Source organism: Pseudomonas sp. AC169, from assembly GCF_979258515.1.
On the sequence record NZ_OZ409866.1, the window covers coordinates 393,108 to 413,005 of the forward strand.

General features: G+C 60.0%; 17 protein-coding genes and 2 pseudogenes. 13 read left to right on the forward strand and 6 right to left on the reverse strand.

Going from position 1 to position 19,898, the window contains the following annotated elements:
• Window positions 1-912: 912 nt before the first annotated feature.
• Together ACZZ0G_RS01700 and ACZZ0G_RS01705 are read left to right on the forward strand one after the other, a co-directional pair.
• Window positions 913-1,059: pseudogene (locus ACZZ0G_RS01700) on the forward strand (HAMP domain-containing protein); the annotation flags it as partial.
• A gap of 102 nt (window positions 1,060-1,161) precedes the next feature.
• Window positions 1,162-1,917, forward strand: coding sequence for a methyl-accepting chemotaxis protein (locus tag ACZZ0G_RS01705; RefSeq protein WP_430947413.1), 756 nt, complete (start codon window positions 1,162-1,164; stop codon window positions 1,915-1,917).
• A gap of 249 nt (window positions 1,918-2,166) precedes the next feature.
• On the opposite strand, the gene ACZZ0G_RS01710 is transcribed toward ACZZ0G_RS01705, so the two are convergent.
• From ACZZ0G_RS01710 to ACZZ0G_RS01725, 4 genes are read right to left on the reverse strand one after another with little or no spacing between them, the layout of a single operon-like run.
• On the reverse strand, window positions 2,167-3,480 hold the full coding sequence (locus ACZZ0G_RS01710; RefSeq protein WP_463555075.1) for a sensor histidine kinase: 1,314 nt from the start codon (window positions 3,478-3,480) through the stop codon (window positions 2,167-2,169).
• On the reverse strand, window positions 3,477-4,145 hold the full coding sequence (locus tag ACZZ0G_RS01715) for a response regulator transcription factor (RefSeq protein ID WP_007915592.1): 669 nt from the start codon (window positions 4,143-4,145) through the stop codon (window positions 3,477-3,479). Before ACZZ0G_RS01715 ends, ACZZ0G_RS01710 begins: the two co-directional genes overlap by 4 nt.
• A gap of 3 nt (window positions 4,146-4,148) precedes the next feature.
• Window positions 4,149-4,460 (reverse strand): PepSY domain-containing protein, encoded by a 312-nt coding sequence (locus tag ACZZ0G_RS01720; protein WP_038362521.1) that lies wholly within the window; start codon window positions 4,458-4,460, stop codon window positions 4,149-4,151.
• Window positions 4,460-4,768, reverse strand: coding sequence for a PepSY domain-containing protein (locus ACZZ0G_RS01725; protein ID WP_463555076.1), 309 nt, complete (start codon window positions 4,766-4,768; stop codon window positions 4,460-4,462). The genes ACZZ0G_RS01720 and ACZZ0G_RS01725 overlap by 1 nt, the downstream gene beginning before the upstream one ends.
• 242 nt (window positions 4,769-5,010) lie before the next feature.
• Here ACZZ0G_RS01725 and ACZZ0G_RS01730 point away from each other — a divergent pair, with 242 nt between their 5' ends.
• The 9 genes and pseudogenes from ACZZ0G_RS01730 (at window position 5,011) to ACZZ0G_RS01770 (ending at window position 13,288) form a co-directional block, all read left to right on the forward strand.
• A complete protein-coding gene (locus ACZZ0G_RS01730) occupies window positions 5,011-6,090 on the forward strand; it encodes a patatin-like phospholipase family protein (RefSeq protein ID WP_463555077.1) in 1,080 nt (359 codons plus the stop codon).
• A gap of 85 nt (window positions 6,091-6,175) precedes the next feature.
• Window positions 6,176-6,532, forward strand: coding sequence for a 6-carboxytetrahydropterin synthase QueD (gene queD / locus ACZZ0G_RS01735; RefSeq protein ID WP_007915588.1), 357 nt, complete (start codon window positions 6,176-6,178; stop codon window positions 6,530-6,532).
• A gap of 216 nt (window positions 6,533-6,748) precedes the next feature.
• Window positions 6,749-7,561 carry an alpha/beta fold hydrolase gene (locus ACZZ0G_RS01740; protein WP_463555078.1) on the forward strand — a complete coding sequence of 271 codons (813 nt, stop codon included), beginning with the start codon at window positions 6,749-6,751 and terminating at the stop codon, window positions 7,559-7,561.
• Window positions 7,562-7,806: 245 nt separating this feature from the next.
• Window positions 7,807-9,078, forward strand: coding sequence for a cytosine permease (gene codB, locus ACZZ0G_RS01745; RefSeq protein ID WP_463555079.1), 1,272 nt, complete (start codon window positions 7,807-7,809; stop codon window positions 9,076-9,078).
• A 16-nt stretch (window positions 9,079-9,094) separates the two neighbouring features.
• On the forward strand, window positions 9,095-10,342 hold the full coding sequence (codA, locus tag ACZZ0G_RS01750; RefSeq protein ID WP_463555080.1) for a cytosine deaminase: 1,248 nt from the start codon (window positions 9,095-9,097) through the stop codon (window positions 10,340-10,342).
• A 231-nt stretch (window positions 10,343-10,573) separates the two neighbouring features.
• Window positions 10,574-11,624: pseudogene (gene tssI, locus ACZZ0G_RS01755) on the forward strand (type VI secretion system tip protein TssI/VgrG); the annotation flags it as partial.
• A gap of 121 nt (window positions 11,625-11,745) precedes the next feature.
• Entirely contained in the window at window positions 11,746-11,973 is a 228-nt protein-coding gene (locus ACZZ0G_RS01760) for a hypothetical protein (RefSeq protein WP_463555081.1), read from the forward strand.
• A complete protein-coding gene (locus ACZZ0G_RS01765; protein WP_463555082.1) occupies window positions 11,973-12,338 on the forward strand; it encodes a hypothetical protein in 366 nt (121 codons plus the stop codon). The genes ACZZ0G_RS01760 and ACZZ0G_RS01765 overlap by 1 nt, the downstream gene beginning before the upstream one ends.
• A 104-nt stretch (window positions 12,339-12,442) precedes the next feature.
• The gene (locus ACZZ0G_RS01770; RefSeq protein WP_463555083.1) at window positions 12,443-13,288 is read left to right on the forward strand and encodes a T6SS immunity protein Tli4 family protein; all 846 of its coding nucleotides are present in this window, start codon (window positions 12,443-12,445) and stop codon (window positions 13,286-13,288) included.
• 15 nt (window positions 13,289-13,303) lie between these two features.
• Here the strand turns inward: ACZZ0G_RS01770 and ACZZ0G_RS01775 are convergent, their stop codons facing one another.
• A complete protein-coding gene (locus tag ACZZ0G_RS01775; protein ID WP_463555084.1) occupies window positions 13,304-14,287 on the reverse strand; it encodes a diaminopimelate epimerase in 984 nt (327 codons plus the stop codon).
• A gap of 285 nt (window positions 14,288-14,572) precedes the next feature.
• Here ACZZ0G_RS01775 and ACZZ0G_RS01780 point away from each other — a divergent pair, with 285 nt between their 5' ends.
• Together ACZZ0G_RS01780 and ACZZ0G_RS01785 are read left to right on the forward strand one after the other, a co-directional pair.
• On the forward strand, window positions 14,573-15,724 hold the full coding sequence (locus ACZZ0G_RS01780) for an MFS transporter (RefSeq protein ID WP_463555085.1): 1,152 nt from the start codon (window positions 14,573-14,575) through the stop codon (window positions 15,722-15,724).
• Window positions 15,725-15,817: 93 nt separating this feature from the next.
• The gene (locus ACZZ0G_RS01785; protein ID WP_463555086.1) at window positions 15,818-17,326 is read left to right on the forward strand and encodes a trypsin-like serine peptidase; all 1,509 of its coding nucleotides are present in this window, start codon (window positions 15,818-15,820) and stop codon (window positions 17,324-17,326) included.
• Between the two features lie 53 nt (window positions 17,327-17,379).
• On the opposite strand, the gene ACZZ0G_RS01790 is transcribed toward ACZZ0G_RS01785, so the two are convergent.
• On the reverse strand, window positions 17,380-19,806 hold the full coding sequence (locus ACZZ0G_RS01790; RefSeq protein ID WP_463555087.1) for a TonB-dependent siderophore receptor: 2,427 nt from the start codon (window positions 19,804-19,806) through the stop codon (window positions 17,380-17,382).
• Window positions 19,807-19,898 lie beyond the last annotated feature (92 nt).

The window sequence follows — 19,898 nt, forward strand, 5'->3', positions numbered from 1 at the left end:
CAGTACGGCCACGGCTTCTCGCGGCAGGTGCTGTTTCTGCGCGAACAGGCCGAGAAGCGCTTCCTCGACGCCTTCGACCTGCGCGAAGACATGACCCGTCAGGTCAAATCCGCGCTGCAAGCCAACCCGGATCTGCTCGGCCTGTCGCTGGTGTTCGAAGCCAACGCACTGGACGGCAAAGACGAACTGTTCGCCGGTCAGGCTGAACTGGGCAGTAACGACAAGGGCCGTTTCGCCCTGTACTGGTCGCAACCGACCCCGGGCAAAGTCACTTCGATGGCCCTGCCGGAAAGCGACATGGCCGACACCAGCACCGGCCCCAGCGGTCAAGCGGCCAACGCCTGGTTCACCTGCCCGCGCGCCACGCTCAAGCCGTGCGTGATCGAACCCTACTTCTATGTGATCGACGGGCAGAAGGTGCTGATGACCAGCATCGTTTTCCCGCTGATGGTCAACGGTAAAGTCATCGCCTCGCTGTCCGTCGATATCAACCTCAACAGCCTTCAGGCGATCAGTCAGAGCGCGAGCAAAAAACTCTACGACGGCCAGACCGCTGTGAGCATCATCAGCCCCGCCGGCCTGCTCGCCGGTCACAGCCCGGACGCCGGCAAGCTCAGCCAGCGTCTGGACGCGGTGGATAAAACCAGCGGCGCCGAGTTGCTCAGCAAACTCGCTGCCAGCAGCAGCGTCAGCAGTCTGCACAGCAACGGCCAGTTGAAAGTGCTGTCGCCGTTCCCGCCGATTCCCGGCGGCCCGTCTTGGGGCGTGTTGCTCGATGTGCCGGAGAAAGTCCTGGTCAGCCGCGCCGAAGCGCTCAAGCAACAACTGGATGCGAGCAACAACTCCGGCACCTTGATCGAATTGAGCCTCGGCGTACTGGCCGCGCTGATCGGCTTGCTGCTGGTGTGGCTGATGGCGCGCAGTGTGACCAAACCGATCCTCGGCGTGGCGCACATGCTTGAGGACATCGCCAGCGGCGAAGGTGACTTGACCCGGCGCCTGGCCTACGACAAGCAGGACGAACTGGGTCAGTTGGCCGGTTGGTTCAACAAGTTCCTCGACAAGTTGCAGCCGATCATCGCCGAAGTGAAACGCTCGGTGCAGGACGCGCGCAACACCGCCGACCAGTCCTCAGCGATTGCCACCCAGACCAGCGCCGGCATGGAACAGCAATACCGTCAGGTCGATCAGGTCGCCACTGCGTCCCACGAAATGAGCGCCACCGCGCAAGACGTCGCGCGCAGCGCCGCGCAGGCTGCCGAGGCGGCCAAGGATGCCGATCGCGCGACCCGCCAGGGCCTGACTGTGATCGACCGCACCACCGCGAGCATCGACACCCTCGCCGCCGACATGAGCGCTGCGATGGTGCAGGTCGAAGGCCTCGCCGCCAACAGCGAGAAGATCGGCGCGGTGCTGGAAACCATTCGCGCCATCGCCGAACAGACCAACCTGCTGGCGCTCAACGCTGCGATCGAAGCGGCGCGTGCCGGTGAAGCCGGACGAGGTTTTGCGGTGGTCGCCGACGAAGTACGCAACCTCGCCCGCCGCACACAGGAGTCGGTGGAGGAAACCCGTCAGGTCATCGAGCAGTTGCAGAGCGGCACGCAGGATGTGGTTGGTTCGATGGGCAACAGCCATCGTCAGGCCCAGGGCAGTGTCGAACAGGTTGGCCAAGCCGTGACCGCGTTGCGCCAGATCGGCGAGGCGGTGACGGTGATCAGCGACATGAACCTGCAGATTGCCAGCGCGGCGGAAGAGCAGAGCGCGGTGGCCGAAGAGATCAACAACAACGTGGCGACGATTCGTGATGTGACCGAGTCGTTGTCCGGGCAGGCGAATGAGTCGGCGCGGGTGAGCCAGTCGCTCAATAGTCTGGCGAATCAGCAGCAGAGTTTGATGGATCAGTTCCGGGTTTGATTCGAAGTTTGTGGGGTGTCAGCTGGATTCCCCCCCTCACCCCAGCCCTCTCCCCCCAAGGGGGCGAGGGGGAAAGGGAGCCGATCTTCATGTCATTGAAAACTGAGTTCGGCTCGGTGTTTCAGGTCACGGGGAAGCTTTCAAAACCTGAGCTCGACTCGGTGTTTCAGGTCGGTGTAACTCGAACATACACCTCGGTCAGTCCCCTCTCCCTCCGGGAGAGGGTTAGGGTGAGGGGCTTCTAAAGGCTCACCGCCGAGGCAACTCGATCACCACCTTCAACCCGCCCCACTCACTCTCGCCCAACACCAGCAACCCGCCCCAGGTTTCGACAATATCGCGGACAATCCCCAGCCCCAAGCCATGCCCGTCAGTCTGCTCATCCAGCCGCGTCCCCCGGCTGAAGACCTGAGCGCGCTGCAATTCAGGGATCCCCGGCCCGTCATCCTCCACGCTCAGGGCAAAGCCATCTGTACGCTCGATCACACTCAAGCGCACTTCGGCGTCCGCCCACTTGCAGGCGTTGTCCAACAGATTGCCGAGCAACTCCAGCAAATCCTCGCGATCCCACGGCAATTGCAACCCCGCCGGCGCGACATAACTCAGCGCCAGATGCTCGCCATGAATCATGTTCAGTATCGCCAACAACCCCGGCAGTTCCGCATCGCAATCAAACAGCGCCCCCGGCAACGCATCACCGGATAGCCGCGCACGGTTCAATTCGCGATTGAGCCGTTGCTGCACCTGCTCCAGCTGTTCCTTGAGTACCTTGCGCAGCTCAGGATGGGCATCAAGTTTTTCGCTGGACGCCAGGCTCAACAACACTGCCAATGGCGTTTTCAACGCGTGCCCGAGATTGCCCAAAGCATTGCGCGAACGCTTGAGACTGTCTTCGGTGTGGGCGAGCAAATGGTTGATCTGCGCCACCAGCGGTTCCAGTTCCACCGGCACCTCATCATCCAGTTGCGAACGCTGGCCCTGCTGCAGTTGCGCGATCTGTTCGCGCGCTCTTTCCAGCGGCTTCAACGCGCGGCGCACGGTCAGTCGTTGCAGTATCAGAATCAGCAGCAACGCCGCCAGACCTAAACCCAGCCCGATCTGGCGCATACGCTGAAAGCTCTCGCGCACCGGCGTGTAATCCTGCGCGACGCTGATCGAGATCGACTGGCCCAGGCGTCGATAGTCCGAGCGCAGCACCAGCAACTGCTGACCGTCCGGGCCCAGTTGCAGGTTGCTGTGCAGACCTGGGTGTTCGAGCAGCGGCAGGTCCTGATCCCACAACGAGCGCGAACGCCAATGGCTGTCGGCAAAATCGATGCGGAAATAGTGCCCGGAAAACGGTCGCTGATAGGCCGGCGACAGATGACGCTCATCCAGTTGCAAACCCTGCGGGCCGCGCACCAGCGCCACCAGCAGGCTTTCACTGTCATTGCGCAGACCGGCTTCGAGGTAGCGCTGCAAACCCACTTCGAACAACCACAGACTGGTTTGCGCCAGCACCACACCGACGATCACCATCACGCTGATCAAACCCAGGCTCAAGCGGCGCTGGATCGACCTCACGAAGCTTGTCCGCCAAACAGGTAACCCTGACCGCGACGGGTTTCGATCACGCTTTTGCCGAGCTTGCGGCGCAGATGATTGACGTGCACTTCGAGGACGTTGGAATCGCGCTCGGTTTCACCGTCGTAGAGGTGTTCGGCGAGGTGGCTTTTGGAGAGGATCTGCTCCGGATGCAGCATGAAATAGCGCAGCAAGCGGAATTCGGCGGCCGTCAGTTGAATGTCGGCGCCGTCGCGAACCACGCACTGGCGGCCCTCGTCCAGATGCAGTCCGGCAGCCTGCAACGTCGGCTGATTGGCCTGGCCTTTGGAGCGGCGCAACAGCGACTGAATGCGCAGCTGCAGTTCTTCGGGGTGGAACGGTTTGGTCAGGTAATCGTCGGCACCGGCCTTCAGACCTTCGATGCGCTCGGCCCAGGAATCGCGCGCCGTCAGAATCAGCACCGGAATCGCCAGACCGCCGGCACGCCATTGCGCTAGCACCTCGAGCCCCGGCACACCCGGCAGGCCGAGGTCGAGAATGATCAGGTCATAGGGTTCGCTGCTGCCCTGATACAGCGCATCGCGACCGTCCGCCAGCCAATCCACCGCGTAGCCCTGGCGTTGCAGGCCGGCGAGCAATTCGTCGGCCAGCGGTACGTGGTCTTCCACCAATAGCAAACGCATCGATCAATCTTCCTTGTCTTTCACAAGTTCACCGGTATCGGCTTTCAAGTGCAACTCACGGGCGACACCTTCGACGGTGAGCAACTCGACTTCGTAAATGTAGACGTCGTGTTTTTCTTCCAGCTCGACTTCCAGCAATTTTGCGCCGGGGTAGCGGTCCATGGCCTGCTGCAGCACTTGCTCCAGCGGCAGGATCACGCCCTTCTCCCGCAGACTCAGGGCCTCGTCCTGGTCGAGGTCGCGGGCCATTGCTGCCGAGCAAAAAATCACCAGCGCCAATGCCGTACGGCTGGTGGCGCGAACATTAACCTTCATTACTTATCCTGATGATCCTTGAGAACCTGCCCAGTCACCGCGTCTAATTCCAGATCCCAATCGACGCCCTGCGCATCGCGCATTTCGATCTGGTAGATGTACTTGCCGTACTCTTCTTCCAGCTCGGTTTCAGTGATCGTCGAACCCGGGTGTTTGGCCAGCGCAGCGGCGTTGAGCTTCTCGAAGGAGACGATAGTACCAGCGTCACGCAGACGCAGGGCTTCGTCAGGGCCGAGATCGCGGGCGTGGGCGAGGCTGGCAGTGAAGCCGATGATCGAGGCAATGGACAGGGCAGTCAGGGTTTTCATGGTGTCTCCGTATTTTTATGTGTTGCTTACGGTGGGCACCTTAACGGGATGAACTTAACTGAAACTGAATTGCCATCATTGCTCCAGCTCAACATATATCCCCTGTGGGAGCGAGCTTGCTCGCGAAGGCGGTGTATCAGACACATCATCGTTGACTGACCCTACGCTTTCGCGAGCAAGCTCGCTCCCACAGGGGACATCATCGTTCTATAATGCTTCGCTTGCTAACGATCGAGACCGGTATGACCGCCATCCACATCAAATTCCCCGCCCTCACCCTCAAGGCCGGCCCGCGCGCCCTGGCGCGGATTCGTGCGCAAGGCCTGAACGCCGCCGACGTCGGCACCCTGCCCGGCGCTGCCGGTGGGCCGAAGGCGTTGGGGATTCAGGGGCTGGATCTGGCATTGTTCGGTGAATGGCTGCCCAGCGCGCCGCGTGAACGCTCGCTGATCGGCGCCTCGGTCGGTTCCTGGCGCTTCGCCAGCGCCTGCCTGCCGGACGCCGCCGAAGGCATCCGTCGTCTCGGCCACCTGTACGCCGAGCAGAATTTCAACAAAGGCGTGACCATGGCCGAGATCAGTCAGAGCTCGCAACGCATGCTCAATGACCTGCTGGACGGCCGCGATGCGAGCATCCTCGACAACGCCCACTACCGTCTGAACATCATGGTGGTGAAAAGTCAGGGGCGTCTGGCCGATGACCATCGCGGACGACTGGGTCTGGCACTGGGCTCGGTGATTGCCGACAACCTGCGCGGCCGTGCACGGCTGTCGCGACATTTCGAACGGCTGATCATCCACGACCCGCGCCTCGCCCCGCCGGTCAATGCGCTGAACGATTTCCCGTCGCGCTTCGTCGCCCTGAATGCCGGCAACCTGCGCCAGGCACTGCTGGCTTCGGGTTCGATCCCGATGGTCATGGAAGGTGTGCGCGACCTCCCGGGCGCCGGCGCCGGTACGTTCCGCGATGGCGGTCTGCTCGACTATCACCTCGACCTGCCCTACAGCGGCGACGGCATCGTGCTCTATCCGCACTTCACCGACCGGGTGATTCCCGGCTGGTTCGACAAAACCCTGCCGTGGCGCAAGGCCTCGGTAGAGCGCTTGCAGGACGTGCTGTTGCTCGCGCCGTCGAAGGAATATCTGGCGCGCCTGCCCTACGGCAAACTGCCCGACCGTAACGACTTCAAACGCTTTATGGGCGATGCGCCGAGCCGGCAGAAATACTGGCACGCGGCGATGGACGAGAGCCGCCGTCTGGGTGACGAATTCCTTGAACTGACTGCCAATGGTCGCCTCGCCGAGCGCTTGCTGACCCTTTAGTCAGCACGGCCAAACACAAGCTGGTAAACTCGCCGCCTGCCCGAATCGCTGCGGCGAACGCCATCTGAACAGAGCCGAAAATACTGTGGAAATCTTCAAGGAATTTACTTTCGAATCCGCCCACCGCCTGCCGCACGTCCCGGACGGCCACAAGTGCGGACGTCTGCACGGTCACTCGTTCAAAGTGGCGCTTCATCTGAGCGGCGACCTCGATCCGCACACCGGTTGGATCCGCGATTTCTCCGAGATCAAAGCGATTTTCAAGCCGCTGTACGAGCGTCTCGATCACAACTACCTGAACGACATTCCCGGTCTGGAAAACCCGACCAGCGAAGTGCTGGCCAAATTCATCTGGAATGAAATGAAGCCGTTGCTGCCGGAACTGAGCGCGATCCGTATTCACGAGACGTGCACCAGCGGTTGCATCTATCGCGGTGAGTAACCTCTGACACCCCAACTATCCCTGTGGGAGCGAGCCTGCTCCGGGCGGCGTTCCGACGAAAGCGGTGTGTCAGCCGACATTTATATCGACTGACACGCCCTCTTCGCGAGCAGGCTCGCTCCCACAGGAGAACAGCGCTGATCCTCAAAAACAGCCTTCACGGCTGTTTTTTTACGCCTATGCTTTTTGGCTCCCACCCGCCAAGAGGACAGGCCGATGACAGACTGGCTGCTGGATCAGGTCTTTGACTTCAACGGCCGACAGATACGCTACGCCATACGCGGCGACGGCCCGCCGCTGGTGTTCGTGCATGGCACACCGTTTTCGTCGTACGTGTGGCATCGGATCGCACCGCACTTTTTCGCCACGCATCGCGTGCATTACTTCGACCTTTTGGGCTACGGGCGATCCGAGCAACCCGACGGCGATGTTTCCCTCGGCGTGCAAAACCAACTGCTGGCTCAGCTACTCGACCACTGGAATATTAAAAACCCCGACGTCGTCGCCCACGACTTCGGCGGCGCCACCGTGCTGCGTGCGCATCTGCTCAACAACAAGGATTACCGCAGCCTGACCCTGATCGATCCGGTGGCATTGTCGCCTTGGGGTTCGCCGTTCGTGCAGCATGTGCGTCAGCATGAAGCGGCGTTCAGCAGCCTGCCCGATTACATCCAGCGCGCCATTGTGCCGACTTATATTCGCGGGGCGATTCACCGGGATATTCCTGACGACGAACTCGCGCCCTACGTTGAGCCATGGCTGGGCGATCCGGGGCAAGCGGCGTTCTACCGGCAGATTGCACAAATGGATGAGTGCTACACCCGTGAAGCTGAAAACCTATACCCGACGATTCGCTGCCCGGTGCAGATTCTCTGGGGTGAGGAGGATCAGTGGATCCCCATCGAGCGTGGTCGGGCGTTGCACCAGATGATCCCCGGCTCACAATTCCACGCTATCCCCAACGCCGGCCACCTCGTTCAGGAAGACGCCCCGGAAGCAATCGTCGCCGCGCTGCTGCGCTTTCTCTAAACCAACACAAATCCCCTGTGGGAGCGAGCCTGCTCGCGAATGCGGTTCATCAGTCACAGCAAATATCGTCTGACACACCGTCTTCGCGAGCAGGCTCGCTCCCACATTGGGCCTGAGTGCATTCAGTTGCACCGCTTTCGCGCCAATCTACACGGCTCGTCTATACATAACCCGCGCCACCCGGCATTTGGCACGACCACTGCAACCCTTCCCCGCGTCTCTCCCTTTCCAGCAAGGACCGCCCCATGACGCAGAACGCTCCCGGCAACGATTACCCCCTCAGCGAAGTCCCGATGCATGCGCGCAAAGGCCTGGCCTCGACGGCCATGGTGTTACTGGGCTTCACGTTTTTCACTGCAACCATGTTTGCCGGCGGCAAGCTTGGCGTGGCGTTCAGTTTCAGCGAGATGATGGCGGTGATCATCGTCGGCAATCTGCTGCTCGGTCTGTATGCGGCAGGCCTCGGCTATATCGCCTTTAAAAGCGGCCTCAACTCGGTGCTGATGGGGCGTTTCTGCTTCGGTGAAGTCGGCAGCAAACTCAGCGACCTGATCCTCGGTTTCACCCAGATCGGCTGGTACGCCTGGGGCACCGCGACCGCTGCCGTGGTAATTGGCAAATACTTCAATCTCGACGAAGGCACGGTGCTTGGCCTGATGGTGTTGTTCGGTCTGATGTTCTGCGCCACCGCCTACGTCGGTTATCGCGGGCTGGAGATTCTGTCGTACATCGCGGTGCCGGCAATGATGTTGCTGCTGTTGCTGTCGATGTGGGTCGCCACGGTAAAAGTCGGCGGCTTCGAAGGTTTGCTCAGCGTCGTGCCGACGGGTTCGCTGGACTGGTCGACGGCGATCACTCTGGTGTTCGGCACCTTCGTCAGCGGCGCCACGCAAGCGACCAACTGGACGCGTTTTTCCCGTTCAGCGCGGGTGGCGGTGCTGGCCAGTCTGATCGGTTTCTTCATCGGCAATGGCCTGATGGTATTGATCGGCGCGTACGGCGCCATCGTCTATCAACAGCCGGACGTGGTGGAAGTGCTGCTGTTGCAAGGTTTCGCCATGGCCGCGATGGCCATGCTGTTGCTGAACATCTGGAGCACCCAGGACAACACGATCTACAACTTCGCCGTCGCCGGTTGCAACCTGCTGCGCACCGGCCGGCGCAAGACCGTGACCCTCGCCGGTGCGGTGATCGGCACCCTGCTCGCCCTGTTGGGCATGTACGACATGCTCGTGCCCTATCTGATTCTGCTCGGCACGGTGATTCCGCCGATTGGCGGGGTGATCATGGCTGACTTCTTCTACCGCTGGCGCGGGCACTATCCGCGTCTGGCCGACGCACGGTTGCCGGCGTTCAACTGGGCGGGGCTCGGGGCCTACGCGGTTGGCACCATCGCCGCGTTCAGCTCGCCATGGGTCGCGCCGCTGGTAGGCATCGCCGCTGCCGCGCTAACGTATGTCATCGTCACCGGTCTGCTCGGCGCCCGCAGCGCCAGCGCGCCACTACAAGACTTATAAAAAAAGGATTCGCCTGATGCACATCATCAACGCCCGACTGCGCAACCAGGAAGGTTTGCACGAATTGCACCTTGAAGACGGCCTGATCCACAGCATCGCCCGCCAGACCGAAGCGCCGACCCTTGGCCCGGATGACCTCGACGCCGGCGGCAATCTGGTGGTGCCGCCCTTCGTCGAACCGCACATCCACCTCGACGCCACCCTCACCGCCGGCGAGCCGCGCTGGAATATGAGCGGCACGCTGTTCGAAGGCATCGAATGCTGGGGCGAGCGCAAGGTCACCATCACCGAAGAAGACACCAAGACCCGCGCGAAGAAAACCATTCAAGCGCTGGCCGCCCACGGCATCCAGCACGTGCGCACCCACGTCGACGTCACCGACCCGCAACTCACCGCCCTCAAAGCCATGCTCGAAGTGCGCGAGGAAAGCCGTCACCTGATCGACCTGCAAATCGTCGCGTTTCCGCAGGAAGGCATCGAGTCGTTCCGCAATGGCCGCGAGCTGATGGAAGAAGCGATTCGCATGGGCGCTGACGTGGTCGGCGGGATTCCGCATTTCGAGTACACCCGCGATCAGGGCGTCAGTTCGGTGAAGTTTCTGATGGACCTGGCTGAGCGCACCGGGTGCCTGGTCGATGTGCATTGCGACGAGACCGACGACCCGCATTCACGCTTCCTTGAAGTGCTCGCCGAAGAGGCGCGCAGCCGCGACATGGGCGCTCTCGTCACCGCCAGCCACACCACGGCGATGGGCTCTTACGACAACGCTTACTGCGCGAAACTGTTCCGGCTGCTCGGGCATTCCGGGATCAGTTTTGTCTCCTGCCCGACCGAGAGCATTCACCTGCAAGGGCGCTTCGACAACTTCCCGAAACGCCGTGGCGTGACCCGTGTGAATGAATTGCTCGAAGCCGGCATGAACGTCTGTTTCGGCCAGGATTCCATCGTTGACCCGTGGTATCCGCTTGGCAACGGCAACATCCTCCGCGTGCTCGAAGCCGGGCTGCACATCTGCCATATGCTCGGTTATCGCAACCTGCAAAGTGCGCTGGATCTGGTCACGGATAACAGCGCCAAAGCCATGCACTTGGGTGATCGCTATGGTTTGGAACAGGGGCGTCCGGCGAATCTGCTGATTCTCTCGGCGGACAGCGATTACGAGGTGATCCGCAGTCAGGGCTTGCCGTTGTATTCGATTCGCGGTGGCAAGGTGTTGATGAAGCGGCAGATGCCGGTGGTGGAGTTTGCCCCGCAACTGGTCTGAACGAACTTACAAAACAAGCCCGAAAACCACGTCTTTTCGGGCTTGACTGATGGCACTTCGCCAAGAAACATTCTGAATCACTTCCTTTTTACCCTTATAGACCGGGGACCTACTCCCATGTGCGCAACTTTTTGCGCAACTTTTTCCCTTTAACATCCAGCTCCTGTCTGCGTTCTCCAGACCGATGCAAAACGGCCGTGGATGACCGGCGTAAATCTCAAGGAGCCTGAGATGTTCAACCCCGCTAACGAAACCCACTTCAGCCTCAAAGTGGAAGACTACGTCGGCGACCTGCAAGTGCTGTCGTTCACCGGCACCGAAGGCATCAGCCAGCCGTTTCGTTTCGACTTGGAATTGGTCAGTGAAAACCCGGATCTGGACCTCGAACAGCTCCTGCATAAGCAGGCGTTTCTCGCATTCGATCCACAAGGCTCGGGCATCCACGGCCAGATCTACCGCGTTGCCCAAGGCGATGCCGGCAAGCGCCTGACCCGCTACAAAGTGTCGATGGTGCCGCAACTGCAATACCTGCATCACCGCACCAACCAGCGCATCTACCAGCAGATGTCGGCGCCGAAACTCATCGCGCTGATCCTCGAAGAACACGGCATCAAGGGCAACGCCTACAGCTTCCAGTTGAGCCAGCCGTGCCCGGATCGCGACTACTGCGTGCAATACGACGAAACCGACCTGCACTTCGTCCAGCGCCTGTGCGAAGAGGAAGGCATTCACTACCACTTCCAGCACAGCGATAAAGGCCACCTGCTGGTGTTCGGCGACGACCAGACCGTGTTCCCCGATCTCGGCCAGCCGACCGCTTACGTGCAAGGCAGCGGCATGGTCGCCGAAGAACCGGTGATCAAAGGCTTCAAACTGCGCCTGGAAACCCGCACCAGCCGCACCACGCGCCGCGACTACGACTTCGAAAAAACCACGCCTGCAAATGGAAGCGGCCTACAAACCGGACGGCGAGAGCACCGAGCCTGATCTCGAAGACTACGACTACCCAGGCCGCTTCATCGACCGCGCCCGTGGCAAGTTCCTCAGCCAACGCGCCCTCGAACGCCATCGCGCCGACTACCGCGAGGCCGAAGGTCGCGGCGACCAGACCAAACTGGTCAGCGGCCACTTCATGGCCATGTCCGACCACCCGCGCAGCGAGTGGAATGACCTGTGGTTGCTCACCGAAATCTTCCACGAAGGCAAGCAGCCGCAAGTCCTCGAAGAAGGCGTGACCAGCGACACCACCGACAACAAAGACGACTTCCACCAAGGCTGCAGAGGCCTATGAGCAGGCTTTTCGCCACGTCCCTCGCAACGACGCATCCATCTGGCCACTGTGGGGACAGGTATCGGTCGCACCGCCCTCTTCCAGCGCCGCGGTCAAAGGTGCAAGCAACGCCATGCCCTTTGAAAAAGAATTCTGGCTCAGCACCATGGCCGGCAAGCACCCGACCACAGTATTTGGATTCATCACCGCACTTCCGATCCATTGGACCAAATACGAGAACAATAACTCAGGGTTCAACCTTACGATCCTGGCGAAAATCGAACCCACGCGTGACAGAGCTGCAACATCTCAGCACTATGCCGTTTTAGCGCAAGACACTCAGAGCAAGGAAAGAACCTGATGCGCCATCTCCCCCTGATGCTGGCACTTTTGACGCCAGCTGAGGCTTGGGCAAATGCAGCCCCTGCAGATAACCCGAAATGGCGTACCGAGTGCCTCGGCCGGACGCTGTTCGATGTACCGGGAGACATTGAATGGCACGTCGCCGGCGGGCACTGGAACTATCCGGACTTTGGAATCTATTCGCCTAATATTGACCCCAGCGAAAAGCAACTGAGCTATGGCGACAGCCCTTTCCGGAAAAATGGCTATCTCTTCGATATCGAGGTCAGTCCACCGACAACACTGGCGGTTTTTCAGCAGTTGAAAGATCGCCACGGCCCTGACATGGAAGGCGCGCAAACACGCGCCATAGAAAAAAAATAGACGCCATCAAACAAGCGCTGACATGGGAGCTGGAGCAAAGTAACCCAGAACAATTCAACGCCTTGAAAGCTGAACGGTATGCATTGGAAGACAAACGCGTACGCTTGAGCAAACTCTATTCAGAGACCGTCATGCTCAGAGGCACCATCGCAGCGTTTACCGAAAGTGGGCGGCCCACCGAGAAACTCCAGTCAGAGCTTGAACGTTATCAAAAAGAGCTCGCCACCTATCCGTCTGATGCCCAATTTGAGCAAGAGCGTTATGTTGACTGGGACATAGTCGATGCACAGATTTCCTGGGCCCCCGGAAAACTGGTCGCATTGCTTTGGCGTGGCGACCACGTCTACCGTTTCACCGTCACTGACAGGACGCCAGGTAACCAAACTGACCAAGCGCTGGAAACACTGAAACCCAAAGTCCAGACAGTACTGGCAAATTTCCGCCCGCGAGCCCCATTCGAAATACCGCAAGAGCCGGGGTTTTGCTTGCCTTTCGGCTTTATTGCCGACAATGGCCGCGAGAATTACGCTGTTACGCTGGCATGGCATCCCACCAAAAATCCGCGCCTTCTTTACAGCCTGAACTTGAGCAATGACAGTGATAAAGCGCTGAAGCTTTTACCCTTGTTAACCTCCACAATGTTTGCCAATCCATTCGCGAACGCCGTTGAACGCAACAGGTTTGGCCCTGAACCTGCCAAAATCGGCGCTATTGACGGTGTTATAGGCGGTGCCCGCTATAGAGGTATTGATCCGGATAACGGCGACAGAGAAACCGCGGAACGCTTCACTCTTACTGCTGGGCATACAAACTCCGAAAGCAGTCCTGCGCTGGTGCTGAAAGTCGAAAGCTTCGCGAATCATCAACCTTTGGGTTTTGAACAGGTAAAAACGCTGCTGTTGCATACGCTGCAAAGCGTGCGTCCTCTTCCTGAATCCACCCAAAAATAACCCCGTGCACTACGTTCAGTGCGCCATCCGTCGCGCGGTGCCAAACAGTCTGACGCCGCGCAATTGCCCGTGCTCTGCGTCAAGCAGGATCGGCGCCGTGCCGCCGGGCATCACCACCTGCACTTCACCGGCCGCCACCCAACCCACACGCCAGGCCGCACAGGCCACCGCACTGGCACTGGTGCCAGAAGACGCCGTCGGCCCTTCGCCGCGTTCGAACACGCGGGCGAGGATTTTCTGGGGTGACTCCAGCACCGCCCATTGCAGATTGACACCTGCCGGGCATGGATCACCGGCGCCGGTGGGCATGGCGTAGGCGATTTCGGTCAACCCTTGGTTCAGTGGTGATTCACGCATCTGTTGGTTGCTCGGCAACGCCGCCCGGTCATCCAGCAGCGTCACGCAATGCGGATTGCCGATTCGCACAAACTGGCTGCGTGACCATGCCGCATCGAGTGTCGCCAGAGCCTTTACCAGACTCACGTCTCGCCCGTTGAAGTCGACGTTTTCAACGCTCTGCGCACCCACCGCGCGCGGCCCGAAACCGGGTTGGCCAAGATCGAGCCAAAAGCCTTGAGTGTCTTCAACTTCGGCCGGTTTCACCGAGGTTTCCACGGCGTCACCCTTGTCCTGATGCACGCGCAACAACGTGCCCTCCTCCGGCATCAAGCCTTGCTCGGTCAGTGCTTGCGAGAAAATCGTCAGGCCATTGCCACTGCGCTCGGCGAGCGTGCCGTCGGTGTTGACGATCAATACGTCGAACGGTGGCGACGTCTGGAAAGGACCGATCAGCAGGCCGTCGCTGCGGTGGGATTTGCTGTTCATCGGGCGTTGATCTTCGGGCCAGTCGCAGCAGAGTTTGATTGCTGCTTCGCTCCAGGACTGGCGCGAAAAGGCGCATTCGGTGGCGCTGGCAGGCAAGGCAATGCCCGCGTCGCGCAGTGCCTGCGGCGCAATCACCCCGTAAATATTGCCCCGTGCATCGTAAAACTGCGTCATCAGTGTTTGTCCCTGTTACCCAAGAAGGCCACTGTAAATCGCAATCCCTTGTGGGAGCGAGCTTGCTCGCGAATGCAGTGTGTCAGCCGATATTTTCTTTATCCGACACACCGCCTTCGCGAGCAAGCTCGCTCCCACAGGAATCGGTGCATGACCGCTGATTAGTGAGCCCGCTCACTCCCACAGGGTAGGATGTCGGCTGTACTGCCTCGAATGATGAGCGATCGAACCTCGTCGCCGTATCACTGTCCTTCGGGGACGCGACGTTTTTTGCCAAGGATCGATATGACCAGCCTCACCCCCCAAGACACCTTCGTCCCCGGACGCCTGCAACAGATGTCCACGCGCATCGCCTTTTTCATCGCCGGGCTCGGCATCGCCGCGTGGGCGCCGTTGGTGCCGTACGCCAAGGCCCGCGCCGGACTGGATGAGGGCACGTTGGGGTTATTGCTGTTGTGCTTGGGGGTCGGTTCGATTCTGGCGATGCCGCTGGCGGGGATTCTGGCCACGCGCTTCGGCTGTCGGCGCGTCGCCACTGGTGGCACCTTGTTGATCTGCGCGGCGTTGCCATTGCTGGCCACGGTGTCGTCGATACCGGCGCTGATCGCCACACTGTTCGTGTTCGGTGCCGGCCTGGGCACGGTGGATTCGACGGTGAACCTGCAAGCGGTGATTGTCGAGCGCGCCAGCGGCAAGAACATGATGTCGGGCTTTCACGGCCTGTTCAGTCTCGGCGGGATTGTCGGCGCGGCGGGGGTCAGTGCCTTGCTCGGCCTCGGCTTGACGCCTCTCGCAGCCATGTTGGTGGTGGTCGTGGTGCTGATCGCGGCATTGTTCAAATGCGTGCCGCACATGTTGCCCTATGGCAGTGAGAGTTCCGGGCCGGCGTTCGCCATCCCCCACGGCATCGTGCTGTTTATCGGCGGCATGTGCTTCATCGTCTTTCTCACTGAAGGTGCAGCACTGGACTGGAGCGCGGTGTTTCTGGCGCAGGAACGCGGGATCGACACCGCGTATGCGGGATTGGGTTATGCAGCGTTTGCGTTGACCATGACCGCCGGACGCTTGATGGGTGACCGGATTGTGCGGCTGGTCGGTGCCACGCGGATCATTCTGTTTGGCGGTCTGTTGGCGGCGGCCGGTCTGTTTCTCGCGACATTTGCGCCGAGCTGGCAAGCGGCACTGGTTGGTTATGCACTGGTCGGTGCCGGTTGTTCGAACATCGTGCCGGTGCTGTACACGGCGGTGGGCAAGCAGACCGTCATGCCGGAAAGCATCGCGGTGCCGGCAATTACCACTTTGGGGTATGCAGGGATTCTGGCAGGGCCGGCGGTGATCGGTTTTGTCGCCCATGCCAGTAGCTTGAGTTTTGCCTTTGGCTTGATGGCGGTACTGTTGGTCGCGGTGGCCATCGGCGGTAAGACATTGAAAGTATGAAGATTAGCGCGACACCTGTCAGGTTTGACAGTAGACAGGCCTTGACCCTTTGAATCATGGTGATTTCCAGCCCCGCGGAAATGGAAATCTGTCATGAACATTCGAATTGGATCGGCTCTTGCACTGATCGCTCTTCTCCAGGGATGCGCCTCCGTCAATCGATACGACTGGGGCGAAGGCGAAGCCAATTTTGCTCCCGCCAAGCGGCTGGCCAATGCCAACGGACATTATGTGCATTGGCAAGCCATTGGCCGTGTCGAAGTTGAAGGCGGCATGACCTGCTCCGGTACACTCATTGACACACGAGAACCCGGTACTGTGTCGAATCCGGCTTATGTACTGACCTCCGGACACTGCACACATCCGGAGATAGGCAATAACGAGGTCATCGTCAATCAGCCTGCAAAGGGTCGGGTTACGTTCAATTATTTTTTCGACACGCAACCGCACAGTCGCTCTTATGCGGTAAGCCGGATTGGCTGGAGCACGCTGCGTGGCCAGGACATCTCTATCGTTGAACTTGAACAGCCTCTGGAACAGTTGATCAGCGACGGTATCGAGCCTCTGAAACTGGCGCATGCCCCCTTGCCCCCCGAAGAAAATATTCTGATCACCGGCGCGCCCGTGAACGGCTTCATTCAGCGAATGGCATGCAAACAGGAACATTCGGCGGCGGTCATCGAAGGCCCGTGGCGGTGGGTAGGACAATCGAGCAACCGTTGCCTCGATGTTGTCAGTGGATTATCCGGCTCACCATTGCTTGCGCGTTATACCAATGAAGTCGTGGGTGTGTTGGGCACTACCACGCGCGGAAGTGACCGTAATCGATGTGACAAGGGCGCCCCCTGCGAAGTCGTTGCCGGGCAGGTCAACAAGCGAACTGACACCAACTACGCCTCCACAACCGAAGGCCTGGGTGCTTGCTTCACCAAGGGGCGTTTCGACCCGCGTCCGGGTGACTGCCCGCTGGGAGCAGCATGGTCTTTTCCGACATCATCGCAAAACAGCGATTACATCAAAGTCGAGCGTGACGAGCACGGAACAGTCGTGCCATGGCATTGGCTGCAAACCTTCGCATTGAGCGCTCCCTACTACCGCTATCGCTATACGCGCACGCTGGACGAATGCCAGTCGCTTGCTGGGTATAGCCAGGTACAAACCGCTCGCCCGGGTTCCGAGCAACAGTTGAGCCATGATCTCAAAGAAGGTGCGGGGCTATATTTTCTCTGCCTGATTGGCCAACAGCGGCCTACGGACGTGCCAAAACAATCGGATGGAAAAACCCCCAGCGTCTATTGGCGGTGGTTGCTGGAAGCACCAGCGCCGTTGGCACCGGCCTATAAAATCGAATGGGTGGGTGACGATGACTACGATGTCAGGGTTTTTCCGGTCTCACCGGATCTGGATCCCTTTCAATTTCAATACAAGTCCGGGCAGCCCGGGAGCATCAACTGCAATGACGGGCAGGGATTCCAGCGCGTATCGCCCTCCACAGGCGTGTTCCATGTTTCCCTTGCAAACGGCCGGCAGAGCATTTGCCTCAAGGGCGCAGATCTGGCGGGCAATCCCGGACCCGTTATCAACTTTCTGATTCCCGAATAGCCTGAGAGCGCTTTGCTGAACCAGAGGAAACCGGTTCAGCAATGGCTTGAGCCTTAGAAACCTACGCTGGCCTGCACAAAGAACGTGCGCGGCGCGCCGACATACATCCCCGAGTTGTTGTCGCTGGAGCGGGTGAAGTACTGCTTGTCAAAGATATTCTTCACCCCGGCGCCCAACTTCAGGTTCGATACCTGCGGCCCGAAGTCATAACCCCCGCGCACGTTCCAGGTCACGTAACCCGGGATGTCGCCATACTGCCCATCCGCCGTGCCTTCGGTAATGTAGTTGCCGTTGAAGCTGCCGTCGGCATTCACACCCGTGCCCGGCGAGCGCTGTTTCGACTGGGCAAAACCATCGAGGTTGTAGGTCCAGCGGTTGATGTCGTAGCGCAAACCGACGGTTGCCACCTGACGCGAGTAGAACGGCAGATCCCGACCCTTGAAGCCCGGAATCTCACCTTCATAGGTGGCTCGGGTGTAGGTGAAACCGGCGTTGGCGGTCAAACCGTCGAGACGCGGATCCAGCGCCGCCATGTCGTAATGCACCGAGGCTTCGATACCCTGATGCTTGGTCGCACCGAGGTTGGTCCAGCCCACGTCATTGCTGATGTATTGCAGCTCGTCGTCGAAGTCGATGTAGAACAGCGTCACTTCCCCGCCCCACACATCGTCGTTGTAGCGCGTGCCGATCTCGTAGGTCTTGGCCTTTTCCGGCTCCAGGCCATTGGCGGTCTGATCACCCGAGCCGCCCTGACCGAGCTGGAAATACTGCAGGCTGCCGAACGAGGTTTCGTAGTTGGCGAACAGTTTCCACGCATCCGACAGGTGATACATCACGCTCAGCGCCGGCAACGGTTCGTTGCTCTCGATGCTGCGGTTTTTCGCCTGCACAGGCCTGCCAGCGGTGTCGAGCACCGCGCGATCATGCCAGTCGGTGCTGATGTGTTCGAAGCGAATGCCGGGGGTGATGGTCCAGTTGCCGACGTCGATTTTGTTATCGATGTAGACCGAATTGGCTTCGGTGCCACCCGTGCGGTCCTGGAACACATGGCCGTCGGAGGTCGGCGTGAGCACCGGCTGGTTATTGACCAGCGCCACGCGGCTCGATGATTCGTGCATCGCCTCTTTCAGGTAGCGATAACCGACGCTGACTTCCTGGGTAGTCGGGCCGACATCAAAAACCCGCGACACCCGTGGCTCGATACCCAGGGTGTAGTAGGAACGCGGGTACGAGCTAAGGGTTTTCTGGTCGCGGGCGGCGATGGTGCTGCCACGGAAACTGTCGGTGTAATAGGTCAGAATTTCCGCCTGAGTGCGTTCGTCGATCTGACGGATCCACTTGAACGACAGGTCTTTGCGCCGACCGGTGAATTGGTCGTAGTCACGTACCGAATCGTACGGTTTGGCGTCGTACTGCTTCTGCGTCAGACCGCCGGGCATGTCGGCCGTGGCGTCGTAGTAGTGAAAGTTGAGGCTGAAATCGTCCTGATCGGTCGGCGCCCAGTGCGTCTTGAGCAGCACGTCGTCGATGTCGTTACCGTTGTTGCGCTCGCGGTAACCGTTGCCATTGACGCCGGAATACAGCAACGCCACGCCCATGCCGTTATCAGCGGTGCCGCCGAGGAACGCAGTGTCGATGTGTTTCCAGCCACCGTACTGAGTGGTTTCCAGGGTGGTGCCGATTTCGCCGGTGGCTTTTTCCGGGATCGCGCGGGTGACGAAGTTGATCACCCCGCCGACGTTCTGCGGCCCATAACGCACTGAACCGGCGCCGCGTACCACGTCGATGCTGTCGAGATTGCCCGAGGAAATCGGCGCCATCGACAGTTGCGGCTGGCCGTACGGCGCGAACGCTGCCGGTACGCCATCAATCAACACGGTGGAGCGCGGTGACAGACGCGAAGTCAGACCGCGCACGCCGACGTTCAGGGAAATATCGCTGCCGCCGGTACCGTTGGAGTCCTGCACCTGCACACCCGGCACGCGCTTGAGCACGTCGCTGACGTTCATCGCGCCCTGCTCGACCATCGCTTCGCGGCGGATCACCGTACGCGCACCCGGATGGTTCTGCACCACGGCAGCGTTGGCATCACCAAGCCAGTCGCCGACCACCTTGATGTCGGTCACGCCCAGTTCCAGCGGGCCGTTGGTGGCGGCGGAAGTTGCGGCCGGCGACAGCGTCACCGAACCTTCATTGATCTGATAATCCAGACCACTGCCTTGCAGCAATTGGCGCAGCGCCTGCTCCGGCGAGATGTCGCCATCGACCGCCGGGGCCTGTTTGCCGGCAACCAGATCCGGGCTGAAAAACACCTGAAGTGAAGTCTGCTGGCCCAGTTCGCTCAAGGCCTGACCCAGCGGCTGCGCGCGGATATGAATGGCTTCAGCCGCGAACGCCAGCGGCATCGCGGCGCTGACCGCCAGCGCCAGAGCGAGCGGCAACCAAGGGGATTTTTTGTTGTTGGCAGTGGTGTTTTTCAAGTCGTACGTAGTCCTGTGGATCGCAAGAGTGTGCGGCTGTTAATGCAAACCAGTTGCAGTTGAACAGGAAGACGATGAACTCGAAAAAAACC